This window comes from Rhodoferax sp. U2-2l, from assembly GCF_020594515.1.
GTDB lineage: Bacteria > Pseudomonadota > Gammaproteobacteria > Burkholderiales > Burkholderiaceae_C > Rhodoferax.
Map to the genome: position 1 here is coordinate 189,429 of NZ_JAJCTH010000003.1, position 13,455 is coordinate 202,883.

11 protein-coding genes are annotated in these 13,455 nt (G+C 61.9%); 7 read left to right on the forward strand and 4 right to left on the reverse strand.

The window, feature by feature from the left end; genetic code table 11:
* Positions 1-54: 54 nt before the first annotated feature.
* The 3 genes from pyk to fbaA all read left to right on the forward strand — a co-directional run bounded on the left by pyk (position 55) and on the right by fbaA (position 4,802).
* The gene (gene pyk, locus LHU53_RS04040; protein WP_227330802.1) at positions 55-1,485 is read left to right on the forward strand and encodes a pyruvate kinase; all 1,431 of its coding nucleotides are present in this window, start codon (positions 55-57) and stop codon (positions 1,483-1,485) included.
* 100 nt (positions 1,486-1,585) lie between these two features.
* Complete coding sequence (locus LHU53_RS04045; protein WP_227330803.1) at positions 1,586-3,481, forward strand: phosphoenolpyruvate carboxykinase (GTP); 1,896 nt, start codon at positions 1,586-1,588, stop codon at positions 3,479-3,481.
* 241 nt (positions 3,482-3,722) lie between these two features.
* Complete coding sequence (gene fbaA, locus LHU53_RS04050; protein WP_227330804.1) at positions 3,723-4,802, forward strand: class II fructose-bisphosphate aldolase; 1,080 nt, start codon at positions 3,723-3,725, stop codon at positions 4,800-4,802.
* A 122-nt stretch (positions 4,803-4,924) separates the two neighbouring features.
* Here the strand turns inward: fbaA and LHU53_RS04055 are convergent, their stop codons facing one another.
* Positions 4,925-6,586 (reverse strand): putative transporter, encoded by a 1,662-nt coding sequence (locus LHU53_RS04055; RefSeq protein ID WP_227330805.1) that lies wholly within the window; start codon positions 6,584-6,586, stop codon positions 4,925-4,927.
* Positions 6,587-6,815: 229 nt separating this feature from the next.
* Between LHU53_RS04055 and fba the strand changes: the two genes are divergently transcribed.
* The gene (fba, locus tag LHU53_RS04060) at positions 6,816-7,880 is read left to right on the forward strand and encodes a class II fructose-bisphosphate aldolase (protein WP_227330806.1); all 1,065 of its coding nucleotides are present in this window, start codon (positions 6,816-6,818) and stop codon (positions 7,878-7,880) included.
* Between the two features lie 33 nt (positions 7,881-7,913).
* Here fba and LHU53_RS04065 read toward each other — a convergent pair whose 3' ends face one another.
* Positions 7,914-9,116: a two-component system response regulator gene (locus LHU53_RS04065; protein ID WP_227330807.1), complete on the reverse strand. Its 1,203-nt coding sequence runs from the start codon at positions 9,114-9,116 to the stop codon at positions 7,914-7,916.
* A gap of 120 nt (positions 9,117-9,236) precedes the next feature.
* On the opposite strand from LHU53_RS04065, the gene LHU53_RS04070 reads away from it, so the two are divergent.
* Positions 9,237-10,157, forward strand: a complete 921-nt coding sequence (locus tag LHU53_RS04070; RefSeq protein ID WP_227330808.1) for a phosphoribosylaminoimidazolesuccinocarboxamide synthase — start codon at positions 9,237-9,239, stop codon at positions 10,155-10,157.
* A gap of 19 nt (positions 10,158-10,176) precedes the next feature.
* Here LHU53_RS04070 and LHU53_RS04075 read toward each other — a convergent pair whose 3' ends face one another.
* The gene (locus tag LHU53_RS04075) at positions 10,177-10,638 is read right to left on the reverse strand and encodes a PAS domain-containing protein (protein ID WP_227330809.1); all 462 of its coding nucleotides are present in this window, start codon (positions 10,636-10,638) and stop codon (positions 10,177-10,179) included.
* Positions 10,639-10,726: 88 nt separating this feature from the next.
* Positions 10,727-11,683 (reverse strand): thioredoxin, encoded by a 957-nt coding sequence (gene trxA / locus LHU53_RS04080; RefSeq protein WP_227330810.1) that lies wholly within the window; start codon positions 11,681-11,683, stop codon positions 10,727-10,729.
* A gap of 49 nt (positions 11,684-11,732) precedes the next feature.
* On the opposite strand from trxA, the gene purE reads away from it, so the two are divergent.
* Positions 11,733-12,227 carry a 5-(carboxyamino)imidazole ribonucleotide mutase gene (gene purE, locus LHU53_RS04085; RefSeq protein ID WP_227330811.1) on the forward strand — a complete coding sequence of 165 codons (495 nt, stop codon included), beginning with the start codon at positions 11,733-11,735 and terminating at the stop codon, positions 12,225-12,227.
* On the forward strand, positions 12,224-13,429 hold the full coding sequence (locus LHU53_RS04090) for a 5-(carboxyamino)imidazole ribonucleotide synthase (RefSeq protein WP_227330812.1): 1,206 nt from the start codon (positions 12,224-12,226) through the stop codon (positions 13,427-13,429). The genes purE and LHU53_RS04090 overlap by 4 nt, the downstream gene beginning before the upstream one ends.
* Positions 13,430-13,455: the final 26 nt, after the last annotated feature.

The window sequence follows — 13,455 nt, forward strand, 5'->3', positions numbered from 1 at the left end:
CATGTAACCAAATCGTGGGAAAATCCGGAAACAAAATTACATGGAGATTGTTTTATGTCGCGTCGCGCTACCAAAATCGTTGCAACTCTTGGCCCAGCTTCCAACGATCCCCAGATTCTGGAGCAGATGATTCGGGCGGGCGTGAACGTGGTCCGACTCAATTTCAGCCACGGCACCGCTCAGGATCACACCAACCGCGCACAGATGGTGCGCGAAGCAGCGCGCCGCGCCGGGCGCGAAGTGGGCATCATGGCTGATTTGCAGGGCCCCAAAATTCGCGTTGGCAAGTTTGCTGACGGCAAGATTTTTCTCGAGCCGGGCCAGAAGTTTGTCATGGACGCTGCCCGCGTTGAGCTGGGTGACATCGACGGCGTCGGGCTGGATTACAAGACCTTGCCACAGGAAGTCAAGGTCGGCGACGTGTTGTTGCTCAATGATGGCTTGATCGTGATCACGGTGGACGCGGTGCGGGGCTCGGCGATCCACACCACCGTCAAGCTCGGTGGCGAACTCTCCAACAACAAAGGCATCAACAAGCAGGGCGGCGGCTTGAGCGCGCCCGCCTTGACGGCCAAGGACATGGATGACATCCGCACCGCGATGGCGTTCAAGGCGGACTACGTGGCGGTGAGTTTCCCCAAGAGCGCGACCGACATGGAAATGGCGCGCCAGCTGTGCAATGTGGCGGCCGCAGATGGCCATCGGCCGGGGCTGATTGCCAAGATCGAGCGCGCCGAAGCCATTCCGCTGCTCGAAGAAATCCTGCTGGCCAGCGACGGCATCATGGTGGCGCGTGGCGACCTGGCCGTGGAAGTGGGCAACGCGGTGGTGCCCGCCTTGCAAAAACGCATGATCAAGCTGGCGCGTGAGCATGACCGCGTGGTGATCACGGCCACGCAGATGATGGAGTCGATGATCACCAACCCGGTGCCCACCCGCGCCGAGGTCAGCGACGTGGCCAACGCCGTGCTGGACGGCACCGACGCGGTGATGTTGTCGGCCGAAACCGCCGCCGGCAAGTACCCGCTTGAAACCGTGATTGAGATGGCCAAGATCTGTCACGCAGCCGAAAGTGGTGACGCCTTCGAACTCGAATCAGATTTCACCGGCAAAACGTTCACCACGGTGCCGTATGCTGTCTCCATGGGGGCCCTGTTCACGGCGCACCATTTGGGTGCCAAAGCGATTGTGGCGTTGACCGAAAGCGGGTCTTCTGCGCGCTGGATGAGTCGCCACCTGATCCGGGTGCCGATTTACGCGATGACGTCGAACATTGCCACACAGCGCCGCATGACGCTTTACCGCAATGTGCGCCCCCTGCTGATTGACACCAGCATGGACCGTGACACGGCGCTGGCGCAGGCCGAACGCGACCTGAAAGCACTGAACATCGTGTCCGTTGGCGACGTGTACGTGATCACTTGCGGCGAGCCCATGGGGGCCTCGGGCGGCGCCAACATGCTGAAAATTTGCCTGGTGGAGTGACCAGAAACCGTTTTCTTTGCGTTTGAACAGGTTCTGGTAAGCCGGTTTGGTCAAAATGACACTTGCTCTATGCAAGAAAACGGTTTTACCAGGAGGTTCGATGAACACCGACACGCAGCATGACACGTCCCGCAAAGCCCCCGCTTATGTGGCCAATCAACGTTTGATTTCCTGGGTGGCAGAGATTGCCGCCCTGACCCAGCCCGACGCCGTTTACTGGTGTGACGGCTCGGATGAAGAATATGCCCGCTTGTGCCAGCAACTGGTCGACGCTGGCACCTTCAAGAAACTCAACCCGGTCAAGCGTCCCAACAGCTTCCTGGCCTGCAGCGACCCCAGCGATGTCGCCCGCGTCGAAGACCGCACCTTCATTTGTTCCGAGAAAAAAGAAAACGCCGGCCCGACCAACAACTGGATGGCGCCCGCCGAGATGCGCGCCCTGTTGCAGACCGGCCAGGCCGACGGCACCAAAGCCCTGTTTGACGGCTGCATGAAGGGCCGCACGATGTATGTGATCCCGTTCAGCATGGGGCCGCTGGGCAGCCCGATTGCGCACATCGGCATCGAACTCTCTGACAGCGCCTATGTCGCCGTCAACATGAAGATCATGACCCGCATGGGCAAGGCCGTGTACGACGTGCTGGGTGCCGACGGTGAATTTGTGCCCTGTGTGCACACCGTGGGCGCACCGCTGGCTGCCGGTCAACCAGACGTGACCTGGCCCTGCAACCCCAACAAATACATTGTTCACTACCCTGAAACGCGTGAAATCTGGAGCTTCGGCTCGGGCTACGGTGGCAACGCGTTGCTGGGCAAAAAGTGTTTTGCGCTGCGGATTGCCTCCAACATGGCGCGTGATGAAGGCTGGTTGGCCGAACACATGATGATTCTGGGCGCCACCAATCCGCAAGGCAAAAAACATTACGTGGCAGCAGCGTTCCCGAGCGCCTGCGGCAAGACCAACTTTGCCATGCTGGTGCCGCCCGCTGGTTTTGAAGGTTGGCAGATCACCACCGTGGGTGACGACATCGCCTGGATCAAACCCGGCGCGGACGGCAAGCTGTACGCCATCAACCCGGAAGCGGGCTACTTTGGCGTGGCGCCCGGCACCAACATGCTGACCAACCCGAACTGCATGCGCTGCCTGGACAAGGACGTGATTTACACCAACGTGGCCTTGACGGACGACGGCGATGTCTGGTGGGAAGGCCTGGAGCATGACGTGCCCGGCAAAGTCCTGCCCAGCCATCTGATCGACTGGAAGGGCAACGACTGGACGCCTGAGATCGCCCAGGCCACCGGTGCCAAGGCGGCGCATCCGAACTCACGCTTCACCGTGTCGGCCAAAAACAACCCGGCGCTGGACCCCGAATGGGACAACCCGGCGGGTGTGCCGATTGACGCGTTCATGTTTGGTGGCCGCCGTGCCACCACCGTGCCGCTGGTCACCGAAGCCCGCACCTGGGTCGACGGCGTCTACATGGCGGCCACCATGGGCTCGGAAACCACCGCAGCGGCGGTCGGTCAAGCGGGCGTGGTGCGTCGCGACCCGTTCGCCATGCTGCCGTTCACCGGCTACAACATGAGCGACTACTTCCAGCACTGGCTGACCCTGGGTGCCAAGCTCGAAGCCAGCGGCTTCAAGCTGCCCAAGATTTACACCACCAACTGGTTCCGCAAGGGCGACGACGGCAAGTTTGTCTGGCCGGGCTACGGCGAAAACATGCGCGTGCTGAAGTGGATTCTGGACCGTCTGGACGGTACGGCACCCGACGGTGTGGCGCATGTGTTTGGCATCAGCCCGCAATACGCCGATCTGACCTGGAGCGGCCTGAGCTTCTCGGCCGAGCAGTTCAAGACCGTGACCAGCATCGACAAGGCTGCCTGGAAAGAAGAAATGGCCCTGCACGACGAGCTGTTTGACAAACTGGCTTATCACCTGCCCAAGGAACTGGCCGACACCAAGGCGCGCATTGAAGAGGAGTTGGCGGCATAGGCCCGTTGCGACAGCCCCGAGCCCTGAGCGGCCATGAAAAAACCACCGTGAGGTGGTTTTTTTGTCAGCGCCGTTGGCTCATGTAAACGATTACGTTGATGTTTGATGTAGGTTAAGCTTCGGCTTGGTTGCGGTCCTAGAATCGATTCAGGACACCCACACAATGTGATGGCCTTCCTGGGCCGCCCGGCTCAGGAAGGCTCGGATTTTTCTTCCTCAACTAACTGAAAAGGATTCGGCAATGGCGTCAAAAATTTTGGATGTGGTGAAACCCGGTGTGGTGTTCGGTGATGATGTGCAAAAAATCTTTGCCATCTGCAAAGACAACCAGTTTGCGATGCCTGCGGTGAACGTCATCAGCACCGACTCCATCAATGCCGTTCTGGAAGCCGCCGCCAAGGCCCGGGCCCCGGTGGTGATCCAGTTCTCCAATGGTGGGGCGGGTTTTGTGGCTGGCAAGGGTTTGAAGCTCGAAGGTCAGCAAGCCGCTATTCTGGGTGCCATATCTGGCGCCAAACACATCCACCTGCTGGCCGAAGCCTACGGTGTGCCGGTGATTGTGCATACCGATCACGCCGCCAAAAAGCTGCTGCCCTGGATTGACGGCCTGCTGGATGCGGGTGAAAAGCACTTTGCCGAAACCGGCAAACCGCTGTTCAGTTCGCACATGCTGGACTTGTCGGAAGAGTCGCTCAAAGAAAACATCGAGATCTGCGGCCAGTACCTGGCGCGCATGGCCAGGATGGGCATGACGCTGGAAATTGAGCTCGGCGTGACAGGTGGTGAAGAAGACGGCGTGGACAACAGCGACCGGGATGCCTCGCTGCTGTACACCCAGCCCGAAGATGTGGCCTACGCTTATGAAGAACTGAGCAAGATCAGCAACCGTTTCACCATTGCCGCCTCGTTTGGCAATGTACACGGTGTCTACAAACCGGGCAACGTCAAACTCACCCCGAAGATTCTGGACAACTCGCAGAAGTTTGTCTCCGAGAAATACAAGGTGGCGGCCAACACGCTGGACTTTGTGTTCCACGGCGGCTCCGGGTCGAGCGCCGATGAGATCAAGGAAGCCATCAGCTACGGCGTGGTCAAGATGAACATTGACACCGACACCCAGTGGGCCACCTGGGGCGGTGTGATGGCCTTCTACAAAAAGAACGAAGCGTATCTGCAAGGCCAGATCGGCAACCCGGACGGGGATGACAAGCCCAACAAGAAGTACTACGACCCGCGCGTCTGGCAACGCGCCGGTCAGCTTGGCATGATTGCCCGGCTGGAGCAGGCTTTCCAGGAGCTCAACGCCGTCAACACGCTGTAACCCGGGCAGGCAGCGTCAACCAAAAGGCCGATGCTGACATCGGCCTTTTTTTTGTCCAAGCGTCGTGCCAGCGGCACAACGCCCGCTTAGCATCGCCTTGACAAGCCCGTCTGACGCCGTCGTTAGCCGGGCACCCACAGCATCAGCGCCAGCAACTGCGGCGCGACGATACGCATGAACATCACCAGGGGGTAGACCGTGACATAAGCCAGCGCGGCGGCGCCGTTGCTGGGGTGCAGGGCGTTGGCAAAGGCCAGCGCCGGTGGGTCGGTCATGGAGCCGGCCAGCAGCCCGCACAGGGTCAGGTAGTTGGTGTGACCGAACGCGCGCGCCAGCACCCCCACGATCATCAGAGGCAGCAGGGTGATGAGCGCGCCATACATCAGCCAGGTGGCGCCGGGGCCTTGCAGCAGCGTGTCCAGAAACTGGCCGCCCGATTTGAGGCCGACCACCGACAAAAACAGCACAATGCCCAGCTCGCGCAGCGCCAGGTTGGCGCTCGGTGGCATGAACCAGTGCAGTCGGCCGATGCTGCCAATGCGCGACACAATCAACGCCACCACCAGCGGCCCACCGGCCAGACCCAGCTTCAACGCGCCCGGGATGCCCGGCAAATAGAACGGCAGCGAGCCCAGCAGCACCCCCAGGCCAATGCCCAGGAACACCGGCAGCATGTGCACCTGTTGCAGCTTGGGTTTGGAGTTGCCCATCAGGCCGGCCACCACCTCGATGGCGTCAGGCATGCCCACAATGTTCAGGATGTCGCCAAACTGCAGCGACGTTTGCGCAGTGGGCACCAGCTCGATGCCGGCGCGGTTCAGGCGCGAGATCACCACGTCATAGGTTTGCGTCAGGGCCAGGTCGGAGATGCGCTTGCCAATCACCTTCACATTGGTCACCACAATGCGTTCCACCCGCATGTCGGTGCCGTGGGTGGACAGCGACGCCTCTACCTCTTCGCCGATGACCAGTTGCGCGCTGCGCAGGGCTTGCGGCTCACCCACCAGGTGCAGCAGGTCGCCCACTTGCAGGGTGGTGTGCGGGCGCGGCACGGTCAGGGTGTCGCCGCGTTTCATGCGCGAGCAGATCACCTGGCCGGCCGTCAGTCCCGGCACGTCTTGCAGCGCCAGGCCGCTCAGGTTCACGTTGCGCAGTGCCACGTTCATGGTGGCCAGGCTGGTGCGCGACAAGCCGGACTGCTCGTCAAAGGCCCGGGCTTCCTGGTCCACGTTGATGCGGAAAAACAGCCGGATCAGCCACATCGACAACAAAATGCCGCAAATGCCAAACGGGTAGGCCATGGCGTAGGCCATGCCCATGCTGGAGACGCTGGCGACCGAGGAGCCTAGGTCGGTCAGGATCTGCTGGCCCGCACCGAGTGACGGCGTGTTGGTCACCGCGCCTGAAAAAATGCCCAGAATCACCGGCAGCGGCACATCAAACAGCTTGTGCAGCGCGGCCGCCACCGCGCAGCCCAGCAACACCAGCAGTGCGGCAAAGCCGTTGAGCTTGAGCCCGGTGCTGCGCAACGACGCGAAAAACCCCGGCCCGACCTGGATGCCGATGCTGTAAACAAACAAAATCAGGCCAAACTCCTGCACAAAGTGCAGGGTGTGTAGGTCCAGCGCAATCCCGTTCTGGTGCACGAAGTGGCCCACAAACAGGCCACCAAACAGCACCCCGCCAATGCCCAGGCCCACGCCTTTGAACTCAAAACCGCCCAGCCACAGGCCCAAAACGGCCACCAGGGCCAGCAAGCTGACAGATATCGCCACGTCACTCATGAATCAGATCCTTGTATAGCCAACGACAGGCGAGCTTAAGGCATACACATAACATGCCAACCTGGCGCCGTTACCGACGCTGTCTGGGGCGACACCTTGTCGCCAGGTGGCCAAGGCGCATGAAATCGAGCCACGACTTGCGATGGATTAACTCCTGAGGGGGTGGCGTCGATAGAATTTCTGAGAGTTTTTGCGTTCATCTTTGTTATCCAACCTAAAGGACCCCATCATGGCTCTTGTTTCTATGCGCGAATTGTTGGACCACGCCGCTGTCAACGGCTACGGCATCCCGGCGTTTAACGTCAACAACCTGGAGCAAGTGCAGGCCGTGATGTCGGCTGCTGATGAAGTGGGCTCGCCGGTGATTTTGCAGGCCAGCGCGGGCGCCCGCAAATACGCCGGAGAGGCGTTCATCAAACACCTGATCCAGGCCGCCATCGAGAGTTACCCGCACATTCCGCTGGTGATGCACCAGGACCATGGCCAGAACCCGGCGGTGTGCCAGGGTGCGATCAACCTGGGCTTCAGCTCGGTGATGATGGACGGCAGCCTCGAAGGCGACGGCAAAACCATCGCCAGCTTTGAGTACAACGTGGAAGTCACCCGCAAGGTGGTCGATATGGCGCATGCCGTGGGCGTGACGGTGGAAGGTGAACTGGGTTGCCTGGGCAGTCTGGAAACCATGAAGGGCGACAAGGAAGACGGCCACGGCACCGACGCCACCATGACCCGCGAGCAGATGTTGACCAACCCCGAGCAGGCCGCCGAATTTGTCAAACGCACGCAACTCGACGCGCTGGCGATTGCCATTGGCACCAGCCACGGCGCCTACAAGTTCACCCGCAAGCCCACCGGCGACATTCTGGCGATTGACCGGGTGATGGAAATCCACGCCCGCCTGCCCAACACCCACCTGGTGATGCATGGCTCATCCAGCGTGCCGCAGGAGTCGCTGGCGCTGATCAACCAGTACGGCGGCAAGATGAAAGAAACCTACGGCGTGCCGGTGGAAGAAATCCAGAAAGCCATCCAGTACGGCGTGCGCAAGATCAACATCGACACCGACATCCGCCTGGCCATGACCGCCGCCGTGCGCCAATTCCTGTTTGAAAACCCTGACAAGTTTGATGCGCGCGACTGGCTCAAACCCGCCCGCGAAGCCGCCAAAGCCTTGTGCAAACAGCGTTACATCGAGTTCGGCTGCGAAGGCCAGGCCGCCAAGATCAAGGGCGACAGCCTGAGTGTGGTGGCGGCGAAATACGCCCGCGGCGAGTTGTCCCAGGTGGTCAACTGATCAGCCAGCTTGCCAGGCCACCGTCGGGTGGCCTCAGGCAGCGGCTTTGGATGCCTTGCCTTGCGCCAGGTCCAGATAAACCCGCTTGCCATATAAGTCAGCAGGTGAATCGGCGTAGGTCAAGGCAATTGCCTTGAACGTGTCCTGGATGACCAGGAACGCCTCAACCACATCCGGGTCGAAATGTCGGCCACGGGTCATGGCGATGATGTGCATGGCCGCCTCGTGCGAAATGGGTTCCTTGTAGATGCGCCGGCTGATCAACGCGTCGTACACATCGGCCAGCGCCATCAGGCGGGCCGAAATCGGAATCTGGTCGCCCTTGAGGCCTTGCGGGTAGCCGCTGCCGTCCCACTTTTCCTGGTGCGAGTAAGCGATCTCTTTGGCAATCTTCAGGAACGCCACCTCGCAACCCAGCATTTGCTCGGCGTGTTCGATGGCATCGCGCCCCAGTGTGGTGTGGGTTTTCATCACCTCGAACTCTTCCGGCGTGAGTTTGCCGGGCTTGAGCAGGATACGGTCCGGAATGCCCACCTTGCCAATGTCGTGCAAGGGCGCGGACTTGAACAGCAGCCCGATGGTGTGGTTGTCCAGAAACGCTGCAAAGCGCGGGTGGGTCGACAACTGCCGCGCCAGCGCGCGCACATAGTGCTGCGTGCGCCGGATGTGGTTGCCGGTGTCGACGTCGCGGGTCTCCGCCAGCGAGGCCATGGCCATGATGGTGACGTCTTCAATGGCGCTGACTTCCCGCGTGCGCAGGTTGACCTCCTGCGCCAGGAACGCGTTTTGATCGCGCAAAAAATCGGCCGAAGCCTTGAGCGCGAGCTGGGTGCGAATGCGTGCCAGCACAATCCCCGGGCTGATCGGTTTGGTGACGTAGTCCACCGCACCCAGGTCCAGCCCCAGTTGCTCATCGTCCTCGGCCGTCTTGGCGGTCAGGAAAATCACCGGGATGTCGCGGGTGGCGGCGCTGGCCTTGAGTTGTTGACACACCTCGTAGCCGTCCATGTCGGGCATCAGGATGTCGAGCAGGATCAAGTCGGGCGGTGTGGCTGAGCGGGCCATCTCCAGGCCGTTGGGCCCGCTGTCCGCCAGCATCACCCGGTAGTGCTCACACAGCAGCCCGTGCATCATGAACAGGGAGTCTGACGAGTCGTCAATGATCAGAAGACGCGCTTTTTCTAGCCGGGGGGTATCGTCCGACGGCTGCGCGAGGGACGCGGGGGTGTCAGTCATGACCAGATGTCCAAGGAATGGTTTCGGCGTCATCATGCCACAAGAAAAGTTGCTGGAAATCAGCTCGATTGACCCTAAACTTCAACCCATTCCCGATTGTTACTGACTGGCACCCGCTGTATGACCACTTCACCCGAACCCACCGTTCACACCTCTTCCCTGACTTCGCTCACCTTGCTGGCGCGCGGCAAGGTCCGTGACAACTATGCTGTGGGCGTTGATCGCATCCTGATGGTGGCCAGCGACCGCATCAGCGCCTTTGACGTGATCATGGGCCAGCCGATTCCCGGCAAGGGCAAGCTGCTGACGCAGATGGCTTTGTTCTGGTTTGACAAACTCGGCCCCAAGGGCCTGAACCTGTGCCCGATCCACCTCACCGGCGAGGCGCCTGAGAGCGTGGTCACCCCGGCCGAGGTGCCGCAGGTCGAGGGCCGCTCCATGCTGGTCAAGCGCCTGAAACCCATTCCGGTGGAAGCCGTGGTGCGCGGTTACCTGGCTGGCAGCGGCTGGAAGGAGTACCAGGACAGCCAGAGTGTGTGCGGCGTGCCGCTGCCCCCCGGCCTGAAAAACGCCAGCAAATTGCCCGCGCCGATCTACACCCCGGCCGCCAAGGCCGAGATGGGGGAGCACGATGAAAACATCACCTTTGAGAAAACCGTCGAGATGATCGGTCTGGACCTGGCCAGCCGCATCCGCGACATCAGCATCGCCATCTACCAGGCCGCCAGCGAGATTGCGGTGGCCAAGGGCATCATCATTGCCGACACCAAATTTGAATTTGGCCTGGACACCGACGGCACCCTGGTGCTGATGGACGAGGTGCTCACGCCCGATTCGTCGCGCTATTGGCCCGCCGAGAGTTACCAGGAAGGCATCAACCCGCCCAGCTACGACAAACAGTTTTTGCGTGACTGGCTGGAAACCGCCCAGGTGGCGGGCAAGCCCTGGAGCAAAACCCCGCCCGCGCCGCACCTGCCGCGCGAGGTGATCGAGAAAACCGCCGCCAAGTACCAAGAGGCACTGACCCGGCTGACCACCTGAGGCGCCCCCCTGAGCCAGGTCAGCGCCGGTGCAAGTGGTGGCTCGGCGTGGTGTCGGTGTGCATCACCAAGGCGCCGCGCTCACCGTCCCAGGGCAGCGGTGTCACCGTCATGGTGAACCAATGTTGGTCATCCGGGGTGTGGCAGGGGTAAACCATGCTGAAAGCCTCCAGGCTGCCCGTCAACACGTCGCGGATGCCTTGCACAGCGCGGCGGGACTCGTCTGGCGCCTGCGGGTCACGCGAGGCCACGTCCAGATAGTTGGTGCCGACATCCGAGTGGGGGGTGGTGTGTCCGGCCAACGGGCTGTAGGCCATGGCGAACTGCCGCCAGGCGACGTTGGTCAAAACGATGGTGCCACGGGCATCCAGCACCGCCACGTTGTCTGCCACGGCGTCCAGTGTCGATTGCAACAGCGCCTTCGGGTCGGTGGCCTGTTCCGCCAGAGGCTGGCGCATGGCGTCGGGGCGCAACTGGCTCATCTCGGATCTCCTTCAAGGGCGGCGCCCAAGCGCCGCACTGTGGCGGGTGGATGTGTCGACGGTGTGGCGGCTGCGGCCCGAAGGTGCATCAATTGAGCATCATGCTCAGGCGTCTGCGGTAGGTGGACACCAGCGCGACCTGCGGGTCTTCCTGCACGGCGGCCTTGCCCAGCACCTCGATCCCTGCGGCGGTTTTACCGGGCACCGGCGCAGCAGCTTTGGGTTTGGGTGGGGTCATCAGTTCCAGAATGGCGACCATGGCCTTGCGGGGGGCTTCATCGGCCCACTTCTTGTCGCGCATGATGATTTCCAGCAGCTCGTCCATGGCGGCGGTCCACTCACCCACTGCCATCAGCAGCCGGGCTTTGGCAAAGCGCACCTCAAAGTCGCGCTTGTTGGCCGCAATGCGTTCGTCAAACTGGGCTTCGTCCCACATGGCATAGGGGCTGGTGGCCGTGTATTTGATGGCGCCCAGCCACTGCGACAGCGCCTCAAACCGTAACTTGCGCGGAATCTCGGCCAGTTTGGGCGCCAGCGCGGCCTCAGCTTCTTCGTGGCCGCCGAGCTGGATCAGCAGGCGCACATAGTCGTAGCGGGTGTCGTCGTTGCCGGGGTCGGTGGCCAGTGCATCGGCCAGTTTTTCAAGCGCCGCCTGGGCATCGCCCGATTCCAGCAAGGCCATGGCTTCGTCGGTTTCAGCCTCGGCCATCACCTCGCCGGTGCTGGGCAGGTGTTTGTCCAGAAAGGCCTTGATTTGCCCGGCCGTTTGCGCACCGGTGAAGCCGTCCACCGGTTTGCCGCCCATCATCAAAATGCAGGTGGGAATGCTGCGAATGCCGAAAGCGCCGGCCAGTTGCTGCTCGTCATCCGAATTGATTTTGGCCAGCGTGAAACGGCCCTGGTAGTCTTCTTCGGCCTGCTCCAGCAGCGGTCCGAGTGACTTGCAGGGGCCGCACCAGGGGGCCCAGAAATCGATCAGGATCGGCTGGGTCATGGAGGCGGCAATCACCTCGGTCTCGAAGTTTTGCAGGGTAATGTCAATCATGGCGGTGCGGGGGCTTGGGGTTGGGCGGGGTCAAACGTAAAATTCAGGGATGAAAAATATCCAAATCGGTGTGCTCATGGGTTCCAGCTCGGACTGGGACACCATGCAACACGCAATCCATATTCTCCAACAGTTCGGCATCAGCCACGAGTATCGGGTGGTGTCTGCCCACAGGATGCCTGATGACATGTTTGCCTATGCGGAGAGCGCGGTGGGCCGTGGTTTGAAAGCCATCATCGCCGGGGCCGGTGGCGCCGCGCACTTGCCGGGCATGCTGGCGGCCAAAACCACGGTGCCGGTGCTCGGTGTGCCGGTGGCCTCCAAGCACCTGAGCGGGGTGGATTCGTTACACAGCATCGTGCAGATGCCCAAGGGCATTCCGGTGGCCACCTTTGCCATTGGTGCATCAGGGGCGGCCAATGCGGCGCTGTTTGCGGTGGCCATGCTGGCGGGCAGCGACATCGTGCTGCGCGCCAGGTTGGAAGATTTCCGCGCTGAACAAACCCAGATGGCACGCGACATGACGCTGCCCCCGGTGTTATGAGCGGCCCGATCCTGCTGCCGGGTGCCACCGGCGTCAACGGCGACGGCCAACCTGTGACCTTGGGCGTGATGGGCGGTGGTCAGCTCGGGCGCATGTTTGTGCAGGCGGCGCAAAGCATGGGTTATTTCACCGTGGTGCTGGACCCCGATGTCATCAGCCCGGCCGGGCTGGTGAGCCACTACCACATCCAGACCGATTACCTCGACCAGCAAGGCCTGGCGCAGCTGATGCAGCGCTGCGCCGCCATCACCACCGAGTTTGAGAACGTGCCCGCGGGTGCCTTGGTGACCCTGGGCGCGGCCCGGCCCACCGCGCCCAGTGCGGATGCGGTGGCCATCGCGCAGGATCGCATCAAGGAAAAAGCGCACTTGGCACGCAGTGGTGTGCCGGTGGCACCCTATGCGGTGATTGAGAGCGCGGCTGACTTGGCGGCGGTGACGGACGCGCTGCTGCCCGGCATTCTGAAAACCGCCCGTCTGGGGTATGACGGCAAGGGCCAGGTGCGTGTGAGCAGCCGCGACGAGCTGGCCGCAGCCTGGGACACCTTGAAGCAGGTGCCCTGCGTGCTGGAACACATGTTGCCGCTGGCCGCCGAGTGCTCGGTGATCGTGGCGCGTGGCTGGACTGGTGAGCGTGTGCACTTCGCGCCGCAGCTCAATCTGCACCGTCAGGGCATCCTGGCCGTAACCCAGGCGTATGAAGGCAATCTGCCGGCAGGCCTTGCGCAGCAAGCAGTGGCGGCTGCCAAAAAGATCGCTGACGACCTGAACTATGTGGGCGTGTTGTGCGTGGAGTTTTTTGTGCTGGCCGACGGTTCGCCTGAGCGCACGGCGCTGGGCGCCCTGGTGGTCAACGAGATGGCCCCGCGCCCGCACAACAGTGGCCACTACACGCTGGACGCGTGTGATGTGTCGCAGTTTGACCTGCAGGTGCGCACCCTGGCGGGCTTGCCGCTGGTGCAGCCGCGCCAGCACAGCGCCGCCGTCATGCTCAACCTGCTGGGTGACTTGTGGGTGGATGGTGCCACGCCTTGCTGGGACCAGGTCTTGGCGCTGCCGGGTGTGCATTTGCACCTGTACGGCAAACTCACCGCCAGCAAGGGCCGCAAGATGGGGCACCTGACCGTGACCGCCGCCACCGCGTCCGAGGCCAACGCCACCGCCCTGACCGCGGCGCGTCTGCTGGGCATCGCCGCATTTTGAGCGCCTGGTTGTCACCTGAGGTGCGC

Excerpts from the sequence above, each read along its gene's own strand:
- trxA (WP_227330810.1), bottom strand. The coding sequence starts at position 11,683 with ATGATTGACATTACCCTGCAAAACTTCGAGACCGAGGTGATTGCCGCC.
- LHU53_RS04055 (WP_227330805.1), bottom strand. The coding sequence starts at position 6,586 with ATGAGTGACGTGGCGATATCTGTCAGCTTGCTGGCCCTGGTGGCCGTT.
- LHU53_RS04075 (WP_227330809.1), bottom strand. The coding sequence starts at position 10,638 with ATGAGCCAGTTGCGCCCCGACGCCATGCGCCAGCCTCTGGCGGAACAG.
- LHU53_RS04070 (WP_227330808.1), top strand. The coding sequence starts at position 9,237 with ATGACCACTTCACCCGAACCCACCGTTCACACCTCTTCCCTGACTTCG.
- purE (WP_227330811.1), top strand. The coding sequence starts at position 11,733 with ATGAAAAATATCCAAATCGGTGTGCTCATGGGTTCCAGCTCGGACTGG.
- fbaA (WP_227330804.1), top strand. The coding sequence starts at position 3,723 with ATGGCGTCAAAAATTTTGGATGTGGTGAAACCCGGTGTGGTGTTCGGT.
- fba (WP_227330806.1), top strand. The coding sequence starts at position 6,816 with ATGGCTCTTGTTTCTATGCGCGAATTGTTGGACCACGCCGCTGTCAAC.
- LHU53_RS04090 (WP_227330812.1), top strand. The coding sequence starts at position 12,224 with ATGAGCGGCCCGATCCTGCTGCCGGGTGCCACCGGCGTCAACGGCGAC.
- LHU53_RS04065 (WP_227330807.1), bottom strand. The coding sequence starts at position 9,116 with ATGACTGACACCCCCGCGTCCCTCGCGCAGCCGTCGGACGATACCCCC.
- pyk (WP_227330802.1), top strand. The coding sequence starts at position 55 with ATGTCGCGTCGCGCTACCAAAATCGTTGCAACTCTTGGCCCAGCTTCC.
- LHU53_RS04045 (WP_227330803.1), top strand. The coding sequence starts at position 1,586 with ATGAACACCGACACGCAGCATGACACGTCCCGCAAAGCCCCCGCTTAT.